Raw genomic sequence first — 21,654 nt, forward strand, 5'->3', positions numbered from 1 at the left:
CTACCTTCAAGCTTGTATGTGTCAACAAATCAGTTATGTTCATTGGATGGAAGATATTATGAGATGTTGACATTTTCACCTTTGATAGGACTACTATATCTAACTATGTAAAGTTTTGTAACGACATTCAACATTTCTGGGTTGTAAGTAAAGAACAAACGGATTTTAAAAATAAATTTATTCAAACTTCCAAAACAAATATTGAAAAAATTCCCCTATCAAGAATCAATCAAGCTGATAGCTTTGATGATTACCATCGTCCATGTCGTCCAGAAAATTTTGTTGGACGTTCTCAAGCCCAAAATAAATTTTGGGACTTTATTAAAAATGTTAAAGATAATAAAACAGACCTAAGATTAGTTTGCTTTACAGGCAGTACGGGTGTTGGTAAATCATCTTTAGTTTTAAAATTAAAGCATGAGTGTTGTCAACAGTATAAAGACAATTTTTATATATATGATATTGATGTTACTAGCGTTAATACAGAAAAGTCCAATTATTTTGTTGCAAGTGCAATTAAACAAGCATTACAACAAGCTGTTAATGATAGATTTATCCCATTACAAAACCATAAAATAATTATTGAAAGTATTGAGCAGCCTTTTTTTAATAGTCGTTAAATTAAAATAGTAATAGATAAACTAAAAGAAACAAATAAAGTTATAATCTTATTTTTTGACCAATTTGAAGAAATTTTAACTAAAGATTCTTTATCTAATCTCTATGATTTATTTAAAAAGTCTGCTTTTGATATTGATGCTTTAAAAGAAAATATAGTTTTAGGTTTTTGTTGGAGGACAGATATTAGTTTACCAGCTAAAAATCAGGCATATTTTTCTTGGCATGAATTAGAACGAATTAGAAAGAATATTGATTTAAATGAATGCCCATTTTCTGAACAGGATTCTAATGCACTCATAAGTAGATTTGATGAATACTTAGCACAACAAGGCAGACGTTTTATTTTGCAGCCAAAAATGAGAAGTTGGATAATAGATAATTGCCAAAATATACCTTGGTTGTTCAAGAAAATTTGTGGTGACATATATAACCAGCATTTAAATCAAGAAGATTTTAATAATAAAAAAATTATTACAAAATTTGATATTCAACAAATTTTTGATAGAGATATTAATAGATATATTAAAACCGCAGATCAAGAGAAATGTCTTAAGTTTATTGCGAATAATTCTCCTATCTCTAAAATAGAAGTATGTAATAAATTTAATTATGAGACAATCAACCAGCTTCTATCAAGCAAGTTTGTCCAAGAAACAGGAAACAATTACAAAATATATTGGGACATATTTCGTGAATATTTAGTAGATGAAAAATTACCTGTTATCACTATAGACTATAGACCTAGAACAAAGATATCAACATTAATAAAAGTATTTCGGATGTTAAGAAATGATTCAACAACTAAAGGTTTAGCAGAAAAGTTACAGCTTAGACAAGGTACAATCGAGAATGCTATTGTAGATTTACAAAATTTTTTCCAAGTTTCTATAGATAGAAAAAATCATTATATTACAGCAGGTACAGATCTTATAAATTTAACAGATAATGAACTGGCTGAAAACTTAGCCGAACAGATAGAATCTCACTTAATTATCAGAGAAATGTTTAATAAAGTTAAACCAGACCAGTGCATTTGGCATGAAGAATTTAAGCAATTATTGAATCAGCTATCTTCCAAAAAAAACCTAAAGCCTGAAACTCTAAAAGACTATACTAGCAGAATGCTCTCATGGTTTTGTTTTGCTGGTCTACTTGAAATAAGACAGAATTGGTTAATAGCACGACCAATTCATCCGAGACAAGGTAAACAAAAAGGCAAACCTTCAGAGTGTGAATTTAACATAGGAAAAATTTCCAAATCTAGTGTAAATCTTGGACAATTAACATTGTTCGATTACTAGATGCAGCTAGCTTATATCTTTTTAACAACCATTGCTAACAATCCTGGCTGTTAAGTATTGGGAATATTTGAAGATTCCACATATTCAGCGACTCTTAAGACATAGGGCATAGGCCAAGATATGCTGCTGCTCCCTTGTGGTTATGGGTTACAAAGAGATGTGAATGCAGCAGTAAATATTCTCAATCTAGGAAAAAATGGGGGAGGGCATCCCCATTCGCGTAGAGTGCCGTCAGGCATATTAAGGCTATAGGAGTTGAGGCCTCTACTTTCCTTGGCGCAGGCCTGGTTGACCAAGTTTTGACTGTGAATGTAGAATCCCCTCGTCTAAAGGCAGGGGAGTGTTAACCTACCGCGCTCAATTAAAAGCTGCTGATAATTCTGTCAGTGTGAATTTCTAGATTTCAGCTTGAGATAAGTCTACTTCTAAACTGGGTGTAGGGATATTTTTCATTTCCCAAATTTTGAGCAAAATCAGGTATTCGTAAAATGCCTGCAATATACACCAAGCTATGCCTGGGCGTCCGTCTAGCCAACCCCCCAAAATCAAATACATATAGAGAAAGCGCAGGAGTGGTCTGGCGGGTAAACGTAAAGATAAATCTTTTAAGGCGCGTCTTCTTTGGATTTCTGTTTTGCCGAGGAATAAATCTTGCCAGTTTACCTTGTTTTGTCGTATTTGATACAATGTTTCTTTAGCTTCATCTGTAGAATAACGGTTATGTTTTTCAATCCAACGGCTTAAACCTTTGCTACAAGTGTAGTGTGGATATGTTTCTTTGAGAAAACTGGTAGCACCGTTACATACTTCGCGTTCAGTATGACCATAATCTGTAAACCAGACTTGACCGTGGCGGAACAAACGCATTTGATACCGGGGATATTGGGTGCTGTAGCGAATCCAATGATTCATGAACATGACACGTTCAGCAACGTAGTAGCCAATATAGTCGGGATTTTTAGTGGCATCTTGGCATTCGGCAAATAGTTCTGGTGTCATGCGTTCATCGGCTTCGAGAATATATACCCACTCATATTTGGGAGGTATAGATTCTAGCATCCAGGTGCGTTGCCGTCCGTGGCTTTCAAAAGCGTGTTGGACTGTACGAACAGGATAACGATTGGCAATTTCTAAAGTGCGATCGCTACTGTATGAGTCTACAACAATAATGTCATCAGATAACATTCCTGACTCGATACAAGCGGCAATATCTAACTCTTCGTTACATGTAAGGATGTAAATTGAAAACATTTCTTTGTTTTTCCAGGAGTTTGTTAATTGCTCAGTAGTAATGAGGGCTAAAGCCCTCACTAAGTAATGCCCAAATTTAGGAAAAAACAGGGCTAGAGCCACTGACTCCGAACCCATGTAATTCAGATTTAGTTAATGCGTTCTGCTGCGCCATTGAGGGTGAACTACCGTGCTGCTGCTTTACGTTTAGTACCTTGTACAACGCTCATACTTCGTAAACCTGTCCAGCCAATGATGATATAACCGATGGATAACAGCAAACTACTCATACCAATTCGTAAGCCAGACTTCCAAGCGTTATCTTTGGCTTGTTTTTCAGCTTCTTCTCGACGTTGGCGAATTTGGGTTAATCTTTGAGTTGCCAGTGCTTGAGGGTCTGTTTGCTGGGCGATAAAGGTATCCAGTTCTTGAGGATTTTCTTTAAATTTTTTGAGTAATTCTTTTTGCGCTGGGGGAATTTGAGGGTTATTCAGCGCTTGTTGGTATGTTTGCTCATTTTTGAGTAGCTCGGTAAACTGATTTTTGGCTTGGTTTCGTAGCTGTTCTAGTTGAGCCTTTCCTTGTTCGTTGTTGATTTGGGCTTGGAATTGGGATAACTGATTTTGCAGTTGGTTTTCTGCTTGTTCGGCATCTTGACGGATTTGAGCGACGTTTTGAGCGCTAGCTTGTCGCACATTATTTAAGTGCAAAGGAAAAATGAGCAGGAAAATCAACCCGAGGATACTGGAGAGTATGAGGACGGGAAATCTGATATCCAAGGATTTTGGGAGATTCCCTCCGATACTGCTCTTTGTGGAATCGCTATCACTCACAGCATCAATCCAATAACCGACAAATAGCATTCCCATGCCAACTAAAGGCACAATGCCTCTGTCAACTAATGCGCTGGCTAGGTTGATTTGCCATCCGCGATCAGTTGGTTGGAAAGGTAACATTAGAATTAAAAAGTCGAGTAAAAAGGACAAAACTAAAATTATGCCCACTACCCTGAGGGTAAGAGGAGCGTTACCAGCAGCAAAACGATTAGTCATAGTTTTTCAAATTTGTGTGTTTCCGAGTGATTATCTTATTTAAAGTAACTTGAATATAGTTCCTATAACTGTTGTATGAAACTTATTTTATAAACCTACCTGTTACATAAAAACATCAGCCAAGTATATACTTCTTTGAGCCTGTCACTGCTAATCATTTGTTATGGAAACTGTCTTCTAAAAACACCAGGTAATTGAAGATACGAGGGTGAATGGAATGAAGGAATGAAGGAATATGAAGAGAAGATAAAGGAACAAATTGCATTTGTTTTCTTGATATTTACATTTCACTTTTTTATACTTTGTTCCCAAATCGGTAAATCCTCTGGAATATCTACATCAGCTAAAGGAGGTAAGTAGCTCAGTGATATTTTGAGCTTTTCGGCAATGTTCAGGGTTTGTTGTAATACTTGAGAGCTTCCCCAATTGATATTAACGAATAATTCCGGGATGAGGCGACACAAACCAATTAAGTAATAACCACCATCAATGGCTGGACCTAGTGTGAGATCATGTGTGTGCAGCTGCTTAAAAGCTTGGTTAAGAATGTAACAATTTATATTAGGGCAATCTATGCCAATGATTATTACTTGTGCTGCACCAGATTGAAAGGCATGAGCAAGCGATCGCGCCATGCGGGAACCTAAGTCACCGTCACCTTGACATTGGTAAGTTAAATCATATCCCAGCCAATCTTGCATGAGTTGCGAGTTACCACCGGCAAACCGTACTTCCCAAGAAATATCAGTGGTTTTTTGGAGTTCTCGAACCTGAAATATCGTATGTTCTGTCATCTGGCGTTGTAAATTGGCAGCACCAACAGCACCCAAGGCGGGTATGAGTCGGGTTTTGGTCTTTCCTGGTTCTGGGTAGCGAGTGAAAATAATTAAGTGCTGTTTGGCAATAGCTAATAATGATGTCAGCACGGGATACCTGAAGTAAGTAACTTAAGTTATGTTAATAGCAATATTGGCCATTATTCATAAGATATAGTAGTCTCAGGCAATGAAAAACCTCCCGGATATAGGGAGGTTACTGGGGTAATTACTCTTTTACAGGTAAATACTGAAAAATTTTTGGCAGTGTATACCTTATGCAGAAGCTTAGTAATGATTCAAATTAATTCCAGCTTCTTTGGCCATTGCTTCCAAGCCTTTGGTTTCTAGACTTTTGATGGCTTTGGTGGAAAGCTTCAATCTTACCCAACGATTTCCACCAGCCCACCAAACACGTTTGTCTTGCAGATTTGCGTGTTGAAGGCGTTTTGTACGACGGTGAGAGTGAGAAACGGCAAAGGCGTTATTGGCTTTTTTACCAGTTAGTTGGCAGCGACGAGACATAACAACTATCTCCAAGTTACTATCTTAATACAACCTTTCTATTCTAGTCTGCATCAGGCTTTAGTACACCTCTGTGGGAACCTTTAGGTTCCCACAGAGTTTTTTCGGGTTTTTATTTGCTGGCTTGTTCCGTCAACTTAGTAAGCACTTCGTTGGAACGCTCGACAAAAGATTTCATTCCTTGAGCGTCAAATCCTTTTTGAGTCATGAGTGCTAAATCATAGACGTGTTGGCAAATCATATTTACTAATGGATTTGTAGATGATTCACCATCAGTTTGAATGATACTACCTTGGTTGAGATTTACCAGATTTTGAATCAAGGGATGAGCTGTGTTTACCAACAAAATGTGCTCTTCAGGAAATTCTGCATTTTGCTGTTGCATGATGGCGTTCATTTCCCGCAGGCGACGCATAATTTCTGGTAATAGTACCATTGCTGGCGGTGTACCTTGGGGGTCATCTGATTTTAAGGCTTCGGTACGGATGTTAAGTTTCGGTTTGTTAAGGGATTTTTCAAATAATTCTTTGATTACCTCACTCTTGGTTTTGCTGGTTTTGGGGTCAATGATTTCGCTGGTTTTGTCTTGATCTAGTAGGGTGTTATCTAAATCTGAATCTACCCGGGTAAATTTGACATTGGAGTATTCCCGTTCTAGGAAGTTGATAAAGTGGGTGTCGATGAAGGAGTCCATAAAAAGGACTTCTAAGCCTTGATTTTTGTGGAGTTCTATGTATGTGGCTTGGGTTGCTTCATCTGTGCTGTAGAATACTCGGTTTTCGTGACGTTCTTTGTTACGTTCTAAGTAATCTTTGATAGTTGTGTATGGAAAAGTCGATGAGTTTGCAGAAACATCTTGCCATACATCGCCTTCGGCAGACTGAACTTCTACTGCTGGGGTTGCGGTTTTTTCACTGAGTTTGGCCGTAGTGCGAAAGATGATGATGTCTTGGATTTGTTTTTTAAATTTCTCGTCGTTGAGAACACCAAATTTGACGAATGTACCCAGATCCTTCCAAGCACTGATGTATTGTTCTAGGTGATCGCGGTATAGTTCTTTGAGGCGATCGCCTACTTTTTTGGCAATGTAATCTCCGATTTTCCGTACGGTGCGATCACCTTGCAATGCACTTCGGGAAACGTTCAAGGGAATATCAGTGCTATCAATTACACCCCGCATGGGCATCAGAAATTGCGGGATAATTTCCTCGCAGTTGTCGCTAACAAAAACTTGGTTGCAAAACAGTTTGATTTGCCCTTTAGTCACATCCACATCGGGGCGCATTTTGGGGAAATACAAAATCCCGTTGATGATGAAGGGGTAATCAGTATTTAAATGCACCCACAATAAAGGTTCTTCTTGAAATGGGTGCAGGTAGCGGTAAAATTCTAAATAATCTTCTTCAGTGAGGTTACTAGCAGATTCCCGCCAAGGGGCTTTTTGCTTGTTGATAACTTCACCTTCCAGTTTAATTGGCACTGGCATGAAGTCACAGTATGTCTTGACAAGATTCTTAATTCGTGCAGGTTCTAAAAATTCTTCTTCGTCTTCTTGCAGGGTCAGAGTAACAGTGGTACCGCGAGTGGTGCGGCTTGATTCATCTAAGGTGAAAGCTGGGGAACCGTCGCAAGTCCAGTGAACAGCTTGCCCTCCCTCTTTGTAGGAAAGAGTATCAATTTCTACTTTCTTCGCTACCATGAAGGAGGAGTAGAAACCTAAACCAAAGTGACCAATAATTGGCTGGTCTGATTTGCCTTCATACTTGTGAATAAACTCTTCAGCACTAGAAAAAGCTACTTGATTGATGTACTTTTTCACTTCCTCCGCTGTCATACCAATGCCGTTATCGCTAATGGAAAGACTTTTTTTATCTTTGTCGATAGCAATTAAGATTTCTGGTTCACTGGTATCTCCGGTAAATTCCCCGGCGCGGGATACCATATTTAGCTTTTGAATGGCATCTACAGCGTTGGATACCAATTCCCGCAAAAAGATTTGATGATCCGAGTACAGAGACTTCTTGATGATGGGGAAAATATTCTCAGTATGAATACTGATAGTGCCTTGTTCTAGCATAACCTTAGACTAATAAAATTTGCCTATTGTGAATTTTAAGGGCATAATGACGGCAATGGCTTGCCTGATCTGGGTTTGTTTACACCCTAATGCTGATGCGGATTTCCCTACTTAACCCATTTTAAGAACTACCTTTGATTTGTATTTTTCAAATAGTTAGGTTTTTTGATCCCATCTTTCAACTATTTTCTGCCAATTTTTCAACTTTGCTCTTTTTGCAGTGAGGACTTCACTCCCCACTACAAACCTTTTTACTCCAACACCTTGACAATGGATGATGAGAGAGTAACTTTCATGGACATTGTTTTACTAAAAGTTAAACCCTGCTCTCCTTTATCAATGAAAATCGTGTCCCCAGAAATAAAAGTATTTTCTAACAACTTGGTGGCTAGAGGGTTTTCTACTTCTCGCTGAATTGCCCGCTTCAGTGGACGTGCGCCGTAAACGGGATCATAGCCAGCTTCTACTAAATAATCACAGGCACCAGCTGATATTTCAAAAGATATTTTTTGCTCACGCAGTAGTTTTTCTACCCGTTTTAGTTGTATGCGGATGATATGGCGCATTTCTGAACGGGTGAGGGCATGGAATATGATGATATCATCTACCCGATTAAGAAATTCCGGGCGGAAGTGCGATCGCAGGGCATTTGTTACTCGCGTCTGCATCATTTCATACTTACTATCATCACCAGAAACATCTAAAATATATTCACTGCCGATGTTACTTGTCATTACTATGACGGTGTTACGAAAATCTACGGCTCTGCCCTGTGAGTCGGTAATTCTTCCATCATCTAACACCTGTAATAGAATATTAAACACATCAGGGTGTGCTTTTTCCACTTCATCCAGCAGCACCACCGAATAGGGATGACGGCGAACAGTCTCGGAAAGTTGACCGCCTTCTTCGTAACCCACATATCCGGGAGGCGCACCCACTAGCCGGGATACTGAGTGTTTTTCCATATACTCCGACATATCCAAACGTACCAAAGCGTCATCAGAATCAAAGAGAAACTGGGCTAAAGCACGGGCTAATTCGGTTTTACCTACCCCTGTAGGCCCCAGGAACAAAAATGAACCAATGGGACGACCCGGGTCTTTCATCCCCGCACGGGCGCGACGAATTGCAGCAGATACTGCGGCCACTGCTTCCTGTTGTCCAATTACTCTTTGGTGCAAATGATTTTCTAGTTGCAGTAATTTTTGCCGTTCTGACGCTAACAAGCGATTAACAGGTATACCAGTCCATTTAGCCACAATTTCGGCAATATCAGCTTCTGTCACTTGTTCTCGCAGCAGAGTAGAACCTTGATTTTGAATTTCTAACAGTTGCGCTTCTTTGGCTTCGCGATCGCGCTGCACGCCTTCTAATTTGCCATACTTTAATTGAGCCGCTTTATTCAAATCATAAGCCCGTTCTGCTTGCTCAATTTGTACTCGAAGGGCATCTTCTTCTTTCTTGAGGATGCTGATGGCCTCTAGTAGCTGTTTTTCACCTTGCCATTGCTCATTAAATTTTTGCTGTTTAATAGTTAAAGAAGCAATTTCTTGCTCAATGCGCTGAAAACGCTCTCTAGCTGGGCCTGTTTCCTTTTCTTCTCCAGCCAATGATAGCTTTTCCATTTCTAGCTGCATCAGGCGGCGGTCGATGGCTTCTAGTTCCGCCGGTTTGGAGGTAATCTCCATTTTCAACTGGGCGGCCGCTTCATCTACCAAGTCTATGGCTTTATCTGGCAAGAAGCGATCGCTGATGTAACGTGCTGATAAAGTTGCAGCTGCAACTAAAGCCGAGTCAGAAATTTTGACATTGTGGTGAACTTCGTAGCGTTCTTTTAATCCCCGGAGAATGGAAATAGTATTTTCAACACTAGGCTGGTCTACAAATACCTGCTGAAAACGCCGTTCTAGAGCAGCATCTTTTTCAATGTGTTTACGGTATTCATCCAATGTAGTTGCGCCAATACAGCGCAGTTCTCCCCGGGCTAACATCGGTTTAAGTAAATTCCCTGCATCCATAGCCCCTTGTTGATTAGAACCAGTACCAACAACGGTGTGCAGTTCATCAATAAATAAGACAATTTGACCGTTAGATTCCGTCACTTCCCTGAGCACAGCTTTGAGGCGTTCTTCAAACTCCCCGCGCAATTTAGCCCCAGCAATTAAGCTACCGATATCTAAAGAAATCAACTGGCGGTTTTTCAGAGATTCTGGCACATCACCATTCACCATCCGCTGTGCTAAAGCTTCAGCTATGGCGGTTTTACCCACACCTGGTTCACCAATTAGCACTGGGTTATTCTTACTTCGGCGAGATAACACCTGAATTACCCGGCGAATTTCGTCATCCCGTCCAATTACTGGGTCTAATTTTCCTGCTTTGGCTTGTTCTGTTAAATCTCTGCCAAATTTTTGCAAGGCTTCATAGCGAGATTCTGGGTTTTGGTCTGTGACTTTTTGGCTACCACGAACACTTTTAATCTGTGCTTCTAACTTGGCGGTATCCACGTTAAAACCTTTAAGTATCCGCCGTCCGATCCGTTCATCATCAGCAAAAGCCAGAATGAGATGCTCTACAGAAATGTAGGCATCCTGCATTTTCAGTTTAATTTCTGAAGCTCGGTCGAGTAAAGTATCTAAGTGACGGCCAAGATAAAGCTGATCACTTTTACCGACTTTTGGTTGACGCTGAGTAAAAGCTTCTAATTGCTGTTGCAAGCGCATGGGGTCAACCTCAGCGCGAGCAAAAATGCGGATAGCTAAACTGGTGGGTTCTTGTAAAAGGGCAATTATTAAATGTTCAACATCTAGTTGCTGTTGTTGATATGCACGGACTATATCCTGAGATTTAACAATTGCTTCCCAGGCTGTATCAGTAAATTTATTGGGATCTGTAGGCTGCATCTTTAAAGATTTTAGATTTAGGATTTTTGGGAAAGTTGCTGGGGGGTTTCTCTTTTTAGCCAGCTTTCCCAGATAGATGTTTGATCTGGGAATGGACTAGAAGTCTCCAACGCCATCGCCTCCGGGACTGCGATCCCCGCAATGGCGGGTTTCCTTGTCAGTGGCTGCTAATGAGAATAGTGTTATCTCATGTTCATATTTTTCCAGTACCCACCCCCAAAACATTATCTAAACATTAACAATGTATACTAGTGTGTATCTGCGGTGGCAAATCTGGGATTCTTAATTGATAAGAGTTTGACCCTTGACTTATATTTCTAATTTAAACGAAACTATGGTTAAGTACTAAGAAATTAAATCCTAAGTCCATGCCAGTATTACCTGACTCTAGCATAGTTGAGCTTTTATCTTTACGAACAAGTCAACTGATGGCACAGTCAGCGTTTATGATTGTTATAACTTTCTGCTGGGAAGGTATCGCCATGCATCTCCACAATATTAGCGACAATTGACACCCCCACCCATAATTCCCTCAACTTTTATCACAGCACTGCTATCTACCTGTGGGAAATAATCAAAGACATAAGGCAAAAACTCTCGATTAATTTCCTTACCCGTATCACTGACTCTGACTTGACCTTAACCGTCAACCTACTCGAGTTCAACTGTTATTTTTTTATTTTCTCTTCTTAAATTATTACCCACGCCACAAAAATAATTGCTCATTTACTCATGTCTTGCTGACTAAACAGTAACAATTCAACTTGAAGTTGAGAAAAATATTCCATAAATTACTTGACTAAGACAGAAAAAATATTTAATAAATAAACCACTAGTCCACTGAGAATTAACCGCCATAAACAAGTCAAAAGCATCCTATTTTACAACTGCGACAGATGTAAATTAAGTCAAACAAGCAGCCCAGCTAAGTATTAATTTTTCCCAAAACTTTTGATTAACCAGGGAATTATAACTAATTAGCTGGACTTGAAATAACTACCAACCTTGATCCGCTTGTTCTAATACGTAAGCAGCTACATTTTCTATCTGCGCTGTTTTTAAACGACCTCGAAAGGCAGGCATAGCATTTTTACCATTGGTAACTTGACTAATAATCGCTTGTTCTGAGTTCAATCCGTACTTTTCTAAGTCACTCTTTTTCAAAGTTTTATTAGCTTTAACTAGATTTTTACCACCCATATGACAACTAGCACAATTAGCACTAAATATTTTGGCTCCACTAGCAGTATCTGCCGCTAAAGCTGGACTACCAAAAGTAAAGGTAAAGACAGTTATGCCTAAAAGTACCAGGCAAATAATTTTTTTCATCTCTTGTTCTCTCTGCAAAACGGCTAACTTTGTAAAAGACTTTCCATAATTTTCAATTGAATTAGTTGCCAAGGTCAAAAGACAAGCCGTCAAACTTAAGAAAAGCCCAGGGAAAACGGAACAAGCAAAAATAAATAACACACCAAAATCTGGCAATAAAAAAGTTTGTAAATGTTCTTACTTGGGCTTCAGCCTTATCTTAATAATCAATCTTCAAGTTTTATTTGCTAATTGTTGCATGGCCTTTTCTGTGACACGACAGATTCGCCAATCATTTAAAATATTAGCGCCCATACTGCGATAGAATGCTTGTGCTGACTCGTTCCAATCCAGCACACTCCATTCTAAACGTCCACAATTCCTTTCTATAGCTATTTGCGCTAGTTTAGACAAAAGAGCCTTACCAATACCTTGACGGCGGTATTGTGGTAAAACAAACAAATCTTCCAAATAAATTCCTGGCTTAGTCAAAAAGGTGGAATAATTATAAAAAAACAGGGCAAAACCAACAACTTGCCCTGGATATTCTGCTAATACTGCCTCAACATACTTTGGGGATCCAAACAAATGCTCTTTCAGAGCCAAAGCATCCCCAGTTACCGCCTGAGATAATTGCTCGTACTCAGCAAGCCCCTTAATTAAATCAAACAGTACGTTGCTATCAGCTGGTTGAGCAAAGCGCAAAATCAAATCACTAGAAGAACTCATGAGTCCATAATCCATAATCCATAGTCCATATTCTATAGTCAATTCTGTAAGTTTTTTGACTAATAATTCATGGCTACAGACATCATTAAGGACTTACCATGAACTAGCCCCCGGATAAGTCCGGGGGTTTCAACTTAATTGTTAAATTAACCATCCTTTTAAGCGCTTGGCGATGTGGGGACGGCGTAACTTTCGCATAGCTTTACTTTGAATTTGTCGCACTCGTTCACGGGATAAATTAAACATATTGCCCACTTCTTCTAAGGTACAAGGTTCGCTGGTTGTCAAACCGTAGCGCAAAGAAATCACGTCTTTCTCCCTTGGAGTTAGCACATCACCCAAAACATCCCAAATCTCCTGACGCATCATGTTTTCATTCATTTTTGCTTCTGGAGACAGGTTATCTTCGTCTTCTAGCAAATCCATTAATTCTGTGTCTTCCTCTTTACCGACACGGTGATTAAGAGAAAGTGCTTGTCGTCTGAGCTGTTGTAATTGCCGCAGTTGTTGGACAGTAACTTCCAAAGCTTCTGCCATTTCCCCTTCGTTGGGATTACGACAGAGTTTTTGCTTGAGTTCTCGTTGCGCTTTTTTGAGTTTGTTAAGTTTTTCAACAATGTGGATTGGTAAACGAATGGTTCGGGCATCATTGGCTATCGCCCGCGTAATTGCTTGTCTAATCCACCAATAGGCGTAAGTAGAAAACTTGTATCCTTTATCTGGATCAAATTTTTCTGTAGCCCGATTTAAACCCATAGCGCCTTCCTGAATTAAATCCAGAAAAGGTACACCCCGATTCAGGTAGCGCTTGGCAATGGACACCACTAATCTCAGGTTTGAGCGAATCATTTTTCGTTTCGCCACTCTGCCTTGATATAAGCGATTTTCTAGTTGCTTTTCTGTCATTTCTAGCTGGGAGGCTACTTGTAACTTACTGGTTTGCTGTCCCATCTCTAATTCCAAAGCAGCTTGTAATTCCCTAACTTCCTCGAGAAACCGGACTCGCCGTGCTAACTCTACCTCTTCGTCGGGTTTTAACAACGGATAGCGCGCCATTTCTTTAAAAAACGCGCCGACAGCATCATCATGCTCAGTTTTGTTGTATCCTGAAGGCCGAGCTGCCGCCATATCATCCCCATCTCGTTCCTCTGTTTCCAGATTTTCCATGATTGAGTTTTCTGACTCCATCACTGGTTCTAGAAGTTCGAGTGGGTGTTCCTCATGTTCGGCAGTAGTTTCCAGTATTTCCATTGTTCCCAATTCAGCAATGTTCATAGTTTCCTTTAGGGATTTTTGCTTTGTTTGGTACATCATTTAGTGACAGCCGCTTGCTTGAAGGTTAGTAGTTTTCCCTAACAAACAAATGCACCCCTTTGTCAGAAAAATACATCTTCTTGCTAATTGCTTATTCATTAGTGAAAACCAGTCCCTGGCTGTCATTTTTTGGTTCCTGTTAGATAGAACCTCTAACAAATACTGGTTTTTGCACCCAAAAACTATCTTCTCAGGTTCCAACAGAGATATTCCTTATTTTTTTCTTAATACCCAAATCTGTCAAATACCTTCAACCTTTATCCACCTTAACAAATAAAAAAAACTTAGGCTTTATACCCCCCTAGCTTAATCTTTTATATAGTTACATAAATTTTTAAGCTTGACAGGTGAGAAATTATTACAGAAATTATAGTCTGGCTTTAGTTTCCGTGCTGATTTAATCAAACTTCCTCAATGACGCGGGTTGACTAGTTTAATTTTCTGGAATAATTTATTTGTATAAAAGCATCTCACATACACAAAGAGTTGAATATCTATCAAGGGGCTGAAAAACCATATGTCCTATTTAGTAGTTAGTCAGTCCATTTGCAGCAATCTCAGGAAAGATAATTATATGTTTTATAGTGAAGTTTAAATATTTATGCCACCTATTGTTAAGACAAAATTGTCTGGTAAATTACATATAATTAAAATTATCAAGTATTATAGGGAACAAAAGTATTAAGAAATACAGTTTACCTCGAAAAATAAAGACTTTTTATAAAGTTAAGTAAACTTGAAAGAACTAAGTAAAAGTAATAAAAACATTTGTTGATAAAAAGAGAAAAATATGTATAAAAATAGCATTAATTTAGTCAAATTCGTAGTTGCTGAACCTGGGGAAACTTACCAGTCGGAAAATTTGAATCATTGGATTGAAGTTCTGGTAGACTGTCCAGGCACTACGGGACTATTTACTTATCGGTTACCGAATCATTTAAAAATAAAACCCGGTGATATTTTAAGTGTACCATTTGGTACACAAAAAGTGGGAGCGATCGCCATTCGTTTATTGATAAAACCCAATATTGACTTACCGGCAGAAAAAATCCGAGAAGTAGAAGATATAGTCAGCGAAGGATTCTTCCCCAATAACTATTGGGAATTATTAAATCGAGTCGCTGCATATTACTATACGCCTTTAATTCAGGTAATCAGGGTAGCATTACCACCAGGATTGCTGGGGCGCTCCCAACGTCGCATCCGCTTGCTCCCAGACACAGAAATAAAAAGACAAATTTCCTCATCTCTGGCTTTCCTTAGTCCTGCAGCCCAGCAAGTTTTAAACCTTTTACAAAGTCAAGCAGCAGGAGATTATAGTTTCGTCTACTTACAACAAAAAATAAAAACAGCCTATAAAGGTGTAGGAGAATTGTTGCGATTTGGGTTAGTGGAAAGTTATTTAGAGCCACCGCGATTAAATCGACCAAAACGACAAAAAGCCGTCACATTGATTGGTGCTATTGATGATGATTTAAGTAGTCGCCAACGAGAAATTTTAGAGGTATTACGGCGTAGTGGCGGAGAATTATGGCAAAGTGAATTATTGCAAATTTCTCATACTAGTTCCACTACTCTAAAGACAATGGCAGAAAAAGGCTACATCGTCATCGAAGAGAAAGAAGTGTTGCGAACAGAACAGGGACTAGCATTAGCTCAAGATAGCCCGAAAACTTTAAATACTTACCAAGCAAATGCCTTAACCACCATACAAGCCTTAAATGGATTTGCCCAAGTGTTGTTGCACGGGATCACAGGTTCAGGCAAAACAGAAGTATATTTACAAGCGATCAACCCTCTGCTCAATCAAGGAAAATCGGCCTTGATCTTAGTTCCAGAAATTGGACTCACGCCCCAGCTAACAGACCGTTTCCGGGCTCGTTTCCGGGGTAAGGTAAGGGTTTATCATAGCGCCCTTTCCGAAGGAGAACGTTATGACACTTGGCGACAAATGCTCACCGGAGAACCGCAAATTGTGATTGGAACTCGCAGCGCTATTTTCGCCCCATTACCCAACTTAGGTTTAATCATATTGGACGAAGAACACGACAGCAGCTTTAAACAAGATTCTCCTATTCCCACCTACCACGCCCGCACCGTCGCCCAATGGCGAGCCGAATTAGAAAACTGTCCTTTAGTGTTAGGTTCCGCCACCCCTTCATTAGAAAGTTGGGTAAGTCTAACAAACACCTCAATTCCCACTCCCCATTCTTATTACCTGTCCCTCCCGGAACGCATTTACTCCCGCCCATTACCGCCAGTGCAATTAGTAGATATGCGGCTAGAGTTACAGCAGGGAAATCGCTCTATATTTAGCAGGCCTCTACAAGCAGCTTTACATGAATTACAAGAAAAGCAACAACAGGGAATTTTATTTATCCATCGTCGGGGACACAGTACTTTTGTCTCTTGTCGCAGTTGTGGATATGTGATTGAATGTCCCCACTGTGATGTCTCACTATCCTATCACCACAGCGAAGAAGGAGCACCGCAGTTACTACGTTGCCATTATTGTAACTATACGCGTTTACATCCCCAGCACTGTCCCGAATGCAGTTCCCCTTACCTGAAATTCTTTGGTAGCGGTACTCAGCGCGTAGCTCAAGAATTAGCAAAACAGTTCCCACAGTTGAGTTTTATCCGTTTTGACAGCGATACCACTCGCAACAAAGGCGCACACCGTACCCTACTGACTCGATTTGCTAACGGTGAAGCTCATTTATTAGTGGGGACACAAATGATCACTAAAGGTTTAGACTTACACCAGGTAACATTTGTTGGTGTTGTTTCTGCGGATGGTTTGCTGCATTTATCAGACTATCGCGCCAGTGAACGCGCTTTTCAAACCCTGACTCAGGTAGCTGGCCGTGCCGGTAGAGGCGATGACCCTGGCAAAGTGATTGTGCAAACTTACACACCAGAACATCCGGTAATTGCGGCAATGCAACAACATGATTATCAGTCTTTTTGCCAAACCGAATTAGAACAACGTCAGGCACTGAATTATCCCCCCTATGGACGGTTAATTTTATTGCGCTTAACTAGTTTAGATCCTATTCAAGTACAGAACACGGCTCAAATCATTGCCACAGCTTTAAGTTCTAGCCAGGAATTTGAAATCCTCGGCCCAGCTCCAGCTAATGTAATGCGGGTAGCTAACCGTTATCGCTGGCAAATATTACTCAAGTTTCCTCCCGATGCTTTGCCACAGTTACCTGATTGGGACTCAGTGCGATCGCTTTGTAGTGATTCTGTGAGTTTAACTATAGATATAGATCCGTTAAATATACTGTGATAAGTACAACTTTAACAGAGAATGCTCAAGGCGGAGGGTTCACCCGTCTCTCCTGTGAGCACATAAGCTCCAACCATAGCGTCAGCTTAGTTGGACTAGTTCACTCCCCAAGCTAACAGTATATGAAGCGGTTTGACGCTTATTGACCAGTGACTATTGAAGTTTATTCTTCCAAAATAATTATTTCTACCCAAAAAGCTAAATATGCAATATAATTCTTTGCTGACTTTAATTTTAGTTTAACTTAATGAATAATTAGTGTAAATACATACATTTTTTACGGCTTATGTAATAAATTACTCTTGGTCTATCATGTATTTTAAATTGGCAACCATAACCAAGTCATCTTCACAAGTCATATCACAGTATATTAAAAGTATTTTTTACGGAAAGTTGCAAAAAAAACTGATAAGTATTCATAACGGCAAAAAAACAATTGAACTGAGGTTAAATATAAGAGACATTACCCAAATGGACATGATTTAATTGCCAAGTAATTCATGGGATATATCTAAATAATTAGTTTTCATCATTAAAATTTAATTGAGTACAAAATAAATGGGACAAGGTTTTTTGCAAATCAGCTTAACGCTGTGTATTGTTGTAGCAATAGTTCCAGTTTTGGGAAGATATATGGCGCTTGTTTTTTCGGGAGAAAGAACACTACTTGACCCCTTAATGAACCCCATAGACCGTAGCTTCTTTGTTTTAACGGGTGTGGCGAACAAAGATGATATGACGGGTTGGGAGTATATTCGGGCAGTAATGTATAGCAACATATGTATGAGTATTTTAGTATATACATTAATATTTTTTCAAAGATTACTACCCTGGAATCCCAATGGTTTTGATGCCCCCACCTGGGATATATTACTACATACAGTAGTTTCATTTGTAACTAATACTGGACAGGAACACTATACAGGCGAAATAACCTTAAGCTATTTTAGCCAAGTAGCAGCTTTAGGCTTTTTAATGTTCACCTCAGCAGCCACAGGTTTAGCGGTAGGAATTGCCTTTATTCGTGGCTTAACAGGCAAAAAACTGGGCAACTTTTACGTTGATCTGACTCGTGCCATTACTAGGATATTACTACCAATCTCAGTAATTGGAGCCATGGCTTTAGTTTTTTGTGGTGTGCCGCAAACATTAGATGGAACCCTAGTTGTGCAAACCTTGGAGGGGAGGACTCAATATATTGCTAGAGGGCCAGTAGCCTCCTTTGAGATGATTAAAATGTTGGGTGACAACGGCGGTGGTTTTTTTGGCGTTAACTCAGCCCACCCTTTTGAAAATCCCAATGGGGCTGCTAATTTAATGGAAATCATCGCGATGATTGCCATTCCAGCATCGTTAATTTACACCTACGGCATTTTTGTTAAAAATATCAAACAGGCTTGGTTGATATTCTGGATGATATTTGTAGTGTTTGTCATCCTCACTTGGTTAGCAATCAGCGCAGAACAACAAGGTAATCCCCTTGTCAATAGCATATTGGAATCACAAGAACCTAATTTAGAGGGTAAAGAAATTCGATTGGGTGTGATACAAACAGCACTCTGGGCAGTGATCACCACCGCCACCATGTGCGGTGCAGTGAACGGGATGCAGGATTCCTTAATGCCACAAGGACTATTTTCAACTTTATTTAACTTATTCCTACGTATTATCTGGGGAGATCAAGGAACTGGGACAGCTTACCTATTTATTTACCTAATTCTCGGTGTGTTCTTAACAGGGTTAATGGTGGGACGCACGCCAGAATTTTTAGGACGCAAAATTGAACGCCCAGAAATTATCCTTACCAGTGTAGTATTGCTGATTCATCCAATTGTGGTTTTAATTCCCACTGCCATTGCATTGGCTTATCCTAATTCCCTATCTGGGATTACTAACCCCGGATTTCACGGCATTTCCCAAGTAGTTTATGAATATGCTTCAGCTAGTGCCAATAATGCCTCGAGCCTACAGGGATTGGACAACAATACCCTGTGGTGGAATTTAAGTACTTGTTTCAGTATGCTTGCAGGACGCTACATTCCGGTCACTGGCATTTTGCTACTAGCCCACAGTATGTCTCGTAAACCAACAATCCCTCAAACCCCCAGTAATCTGAAAACAGATTCGTTGTTATTCACGATTGCTACAGCTGGATTAGTGGTGATTTTGGGAATGTTGGCTTTCTTTCCTGTATTGGCTTTAGGTCCCATTGCCGAGGGTTTTAAACTAGCTTCCGGTAGTTAGAAGGGCGTGGGACAAACTTGGGGACAGAGAAGCCAAGGGGAAGAAACTACGAAATCCCATTCCTCAGTCCCCAGTCCCTATTCCCCATTTTCTATTCCCCATTCCCCACTCCCCAGATAAAATGAACCTCGCACCTGCTTCTAAAGCTAAATCATCACGTTTTCGTTCTGGCGATCGCCGCCAAGCCGTCAAAAAACCGAAGATAAATACCAAAAAACTGTATCTCAGAGCTGTTAGAGATGCTTTTGTCAAACTTAATCCCGGGTATGCAATTAAAAATCCAGTGATGTTTTTGGTATGGCTGGGGACAATTCTCACCCTAGTATTCACTATTGATCCGAACTTATTTACCCCAGCCCAAGAAAATAACCCACAACTTTTGTACGGCTTATTAACAGTAATTTTGTTGCTGACTGTTTGGCTGGCTAATTTTGCAGAAGCATTGGCTGAAGGAATGGGTAAAGCCCAAGCCGACGGCTTACGATCCAGGAACTTACAGACAACAGCCAAAAAACTGGCTCCCGATGGTACCATTTTCGCAGTTCCTTCCACTAGCCTCAGACAAAATGACACCGTTTATTTAATAGCAGGGGATATCATTCCTGCTGATGGTAAAATCATCATGGGTGTAGCTTCGGTGGATGAGTCAGCGATTACTGGCCAAACAATACCGATCCTCAAAGAATCAGGCTCGGATGTCACCGACTCGGTGATTGGTGGCACGCGTATTATTTCCGATGAACTAATTGTTCGCATCACATCTGACCCAGGTAAAGGGTTTATTGACCAGATGATTGCTTTGTTAGAAGGAAAAAAACGCAGCAAAACACCCAATGAAACGACCTTAACAATCTTCTTAGCAGTTTTGGGCTTAGTTTGTTTGTTGTCGGTGGCCACCTTACCCGTATTTGCTTACTATGTGGAAAATCCCATCACTGTACCAATTTTGATCGCTCTTTTGGTAGCAGTGATGCCCACTACTATCAGCGGATTATTAAGTGCAGTTGGTATTGCTGGGATGAATCGAGTTGTCCAGTGTAATGTCATTGCCACTTCTGGACAGGCCGTGGAAATTTGTAGCGATGTCAATACCTTAATTCTCGACAAAACAGGCACCATCACCCTTGGCAATCGTTTGGCAGAAGAGTTTATCCCCATCAATGGCCATTCATTAGAGGAAATGGCTCATATAGCTTTGGCCGCAAGTATCTTTGATGACACACCTGAAGGAAAATCAATTATCCGACTCGCACAAAGACATGGCGCAAAATTTGATTATGATGCCAACCAATCAGTAAAAGTAGAATTTACCGAGGAAAACCAAATCAGTGGCACCAACTTGCCAGGGGGGCGTGAAGCCCGTAAGGGAGCAGTAGGAGCAATTAAAGAATTTATCCGTCTTTGCAATGGACAAGCACCCCCAGAACTGAATGCTGTCTACGAAAGAATTTCCCACCAAGGAGGTACACCCTTAGCAGTTTGTCTAGATCAAGAAATTTATGGTGTGATTTATCTGAAAGACATTATTAAACCCGGTATCCAAGAGCGTTTTCAGCAGTTACACCGGATGGGGATCAATACTATTATGCTCACTGGCGATAACTTAATTACTGCATCTGTCATTGCCCAAGAAATAGGAGTAAATGACTTTATTGCTGAAGCTACACCAGAGGATAAAGTTAATGTGATTCACAGACAACAAGCCGCAGGTGCAGTAGTCGCTATGACAGGAGACGGCACTAACGATGCTCCTGCACTGGCAAAGGCTAATGTTGGTATTGTCATGAATACGGGTACTCAAGCGGCTAAAGAAGCAGCCGATATTATAGATTTGGACTCTGATCCCACAAAATTGATTGATATCATCAGTATTACTAAACAATTACTCGCTACCCGTGGGGTTTTGACTGCGTTTTCCCTTGCTAATGATATTGCTAAATACTTTGCAATTATCCCACTCATTATTACCAGCGCTAATCTGCAAAGTTTGAATTTTATGAATTTGTCAAGCGCTAATTCCGCTGTATTATCAACACTAATTTATAATGCTTTAATTATTCCGGCTTTAATTCCCTTAGCTCTCAGAGGTGTGCAGTTAAAATACCTGAAATCTAATCAACTGCTACAACGCCATATTTTGATTTATGCTTTGGGTGGGTTAATTGTACCGTTTATCGCAATTAGGTTAATAGATATGCTAATTGCGGCAACAGAGTGGGTATAAAAATTAGACAATA

13 protein-coding genes are annotated in these 21,654 nt (G+C 39.9%); 4 read left to right on the forward strand and 9 right to left on the reverse strand.

Features of this window, described 5'->3' with window-relative positions; all coding sequences use genetic code 11:
• Positions 1 to 977: 977 nt before the first annotated feature.
• Positions 978 to 1,922 (forward strand): hypothetical protein, encoded by a 945-nt coding sequence (locus tag NWP25_RS09420; RefSeq protein WP_280692970.1) that lies wholly within the window; start codon positions 978 to 980, stop codon positions 1,920 to 1,922.
• A 396-nt stretch (positions 1,923 to 2,318) separates the two neighbouring features.
• On the opposite strand, the gene NWP25_RS09425 is transcribed toward NWP25_RS09420, so the two are convergent.
• From NWP25_RS09425 to NWP25_RS09465, 9 genes are all read right to left on the reverse strand, one after another.
• Positions 2,319 to 3,173, reverse strand: a complete 855-nt coding sequence (locus NWP25_RS09425) for a glycosyltransferase family 2 protein (protein WP_280651323.1) — start codon at positions 3,171 to 3,173, stop codon at positions 2,319 to 2,321.
• Positions 3,174 to 3,337: 164 nt separating this feature from the next.
• The gene (gene hpsJ-B / locus NWP25_RS09430; RefSeq protein WP_280651324.1) at positions 3,338 to 4,204 is read right to left on the reverse strand and encodes a hormogonium polysaccharide biosynthesis protein HpsJ; all 867 of its coding nucleotides are present in this window, start codon (positions 4,202 to 4,204) and stop codon (positions 3,338 to 3,340) included.
• Positions 4,205 to 4,491: 287 nt separating this feature from the next.
• Positions 4,492 to 5,127 carry a TIGR04282 family arsenosugar biosynthesis glycosyltransferase gene (locus NWP25_RS09435; RefSeq protein ID WP_280651341.1) on the reverse strand — a complete coding sequence of 212 codons (636 nt, stop codon included), beginning with the start codon at positions 5,125 to 5,127 and terminating at the stop codon, positions 4,492 to 4,494.
• A gap of 180 nt (positions 5,128 to 5,307) precedes the next feature.
• The gene (gene rpmB / locus NWP25_RS09440; protein WP_280651325.1) at positions 5,308 to 5,544 is read right to left on the reverse strand and encodes a 50S ribosomal protein L28; all 237 of its coding nucleotides are present in this window, start codon (positions 5,542 to 5,544) and stop codon (positions 5,308 to 5,310) included.
• Positions 5,545 to 5,656: 112 nt separating this feature from the next.
• Complete coding sequence (gene htpG, locus NWP25_RS09445) at positions 5,657 to 7,621, reverse strand: molecular chaperone HtpG (protein WP_280651326.1); 1,965 nt, start codon at positions 7,619 to 7,621, stop codon at positions 5,657 to 5,659.
• Between the two features lie 251 nt (positions 7,622 to 7,872).
• Positions 7,873 to 10,527 (reverse strand): ATP-dependent chaperone ClpB, encoded by a 2,655-nt coding sequence (gene clpB, locus NWP25_RS09450; RefSeq protein ID WP_280651327.1) that lies wholly within the window; start codon positions 10,525 to 10,527, stop codon positions 7,873 to 7,875.
• A gap of 996 nt (positions 10,528 to 11,523) precedes the next feature.
• On the reverse strand, positions 11,524 to 11,856 hold the full coding sequence (petJ, locus tag NWP25_RS09455) for a cytochrome c6 PetJ (protein WP_280651342.1): 333 nt from the start codon (positions 11,854 to 11,856) through the stop codon (positions 11,524 to 11,526).
• Between the two features lie 213 nt (positions 11,857 to 12,069).
• A complete protein-coding gene (locus tag NWP25_RS09460; protein WP_280651328.1) occupies positions 12,070 to 12,564 on the reverse strand; it encodes a GNAT family N-acetyltransferase in 495 nt (164 codons plus the stop codon).
• A 141-nt stretch (positions 12,565 to 12,705) separates the two neighbouring features.
• Positions 12,706 to 13,875 (reverse strand): RpoD/SigA family RNA polymerase sigma factor, encoded by a 1,170-nt coding sequence (locus NWP25_RS09465; protein ID WP_280651343.1) that lies wholly within the window; start codon positions 13,873 to 13,875, stop codon positions 12,706 to 12,708.
• 793 nt (positions 13,876 to 14,668) lie between these two features.
• On the opposite strand from NWP25_RS09465, the gene priA reads away from it, so the two are divergent.
• The 3 genes from priA (at position 14,669) to kdpB (ending at position 21,641) form a co-directional block, all read left to right on the forward strand.
• Entirely contained in the window at positions 14,669 to 17,173 is a 2,505-nt protein-coding gene (gene priA / locus NWP25_RS09470; protein ID WP_280651329.1) for a primosomal protein N', read from the forward strand.
• A gap of 558 nt (positions 17,174 to 17,731) precedes the next feature.
• Positions 17,732 to 19,417 carry a potassium-transporting ATPase subunit KdpA gene (gene kdpA, locus NWP25_RS09475; RefSeq protein WP_280651330.1) on the forward strand — a complete coding sequence of 562 codons (1,686 nt, stop codon included), beginning with the start codon at positions 17,732 to 17,734 and terminating at the stop codon, positions 19,415 to 19,417.
• 121 nt (positions 19,418 to 19,538) lie between these two features.
• Positions 19,539 to 21,641, forward strand: coding sequence for a potassium-transporting ATPase subunit KdpB (gene kdpB, locus NWP25_RS09480; protein WP_280699264.1), 2,103 nt, complete (start codon positions 19,539 to 19,541; stop codon positions 21,639 to 21,641).
• Positions 21,642 to 21,654 lie beyond the last annotated feature (13 nt).

This window comes from Umezakia ovalisporum Ak1311, assembly GCF_029891685.1.
Classification (GTDB): domain Bacteria; phylum Cyanobacteriota; class Cyanobacteriia; order Cyanobacteriales; family Nostocaceae; genus Umezakia; species Umezakia ovalisporum.

Bases quoted from the DNA above. Each gene is read 5' to 3' on its own strand.
- NWP25_RS09420 (WP_280692970.1), top strand. From the start codon at position 978: ATGAGAAGTTGGATAATAGATAATTGCCAAAATATACCTTGGTTGTTC.
- NWP25_RS09425 (WP_280651323.1), bottom strand. From the start codon at position 3,173: ATGTTTTCAATTTACATCCTTACATGTAACGAAGAGTTAGATATTGCC.
- hpsJ-B (WP_280651324.1), bottom strand. From the start codon at position 4,204: ATGACTAATCGTTTTGCTGCTGGTAACGCTCCTCTTACCCTCAGGGTA.
- rpmB (WP_280651325.1), bottom strand. From the start codon at position 5,544: ATGTCTCGTCGCTGCCAACTAACTGGTAAAAAAGCCAATAACGCCTTT.
- htpG (WP_280651326.1), bottom strand. From the start codon at position 7,621: ATGCTAGAACAAGGCACTATCAGTATTCATACTGAGAATATTTTCCCC.
- clpB (WP_280651327.1), bottom strand. From the start codon at position 10,527: ATGCAGCCTACAGATCCCAATAAATTTACTGATACAGCCTGGGAAGCA.
- petJ (WP_280651342.1), bottom strand. From the start codon at position 11,856: ATGAAAAAAATTATTTGCCTGGTACTTTTAGGCATAACTGTCTTTACC.
- NWP25_RS09460 (WP_280651328.1), bottom strand. From the start codon at position 12,564: ATGAGTTCTTCTAGTGATTTGATTTTGCGCTTTGCTCAACCAGCTGAT.
- NWP25_RS09465 (WP_280651343.1), bottom strand. From the start codon at position 13,875: ATGTACCAAACAAAGCAAAAATCCCTAAAGGAAACTATGAACATTGCT.
- priA (WP_280651329.1), top strand. From the start codon at position 14,669: ATGTATAAAAATAGCATTAATTTAGTCAAATTCGTAGTTGCTGAACCT.
- kdpA (WP_280651330.1), top strand. From the start codon at position 17,732: ATGGGACAAGGTTTTTTGCAAATCAGCTTAACGCTGTGTATTGTTGTA.
- kdpB (WP_280699264.1), top strand. From the start codon at position 19,539: ATGAACCTCGCACCTGCTTCTAAAGCTAAATCATCACGTTTTCGTTCT.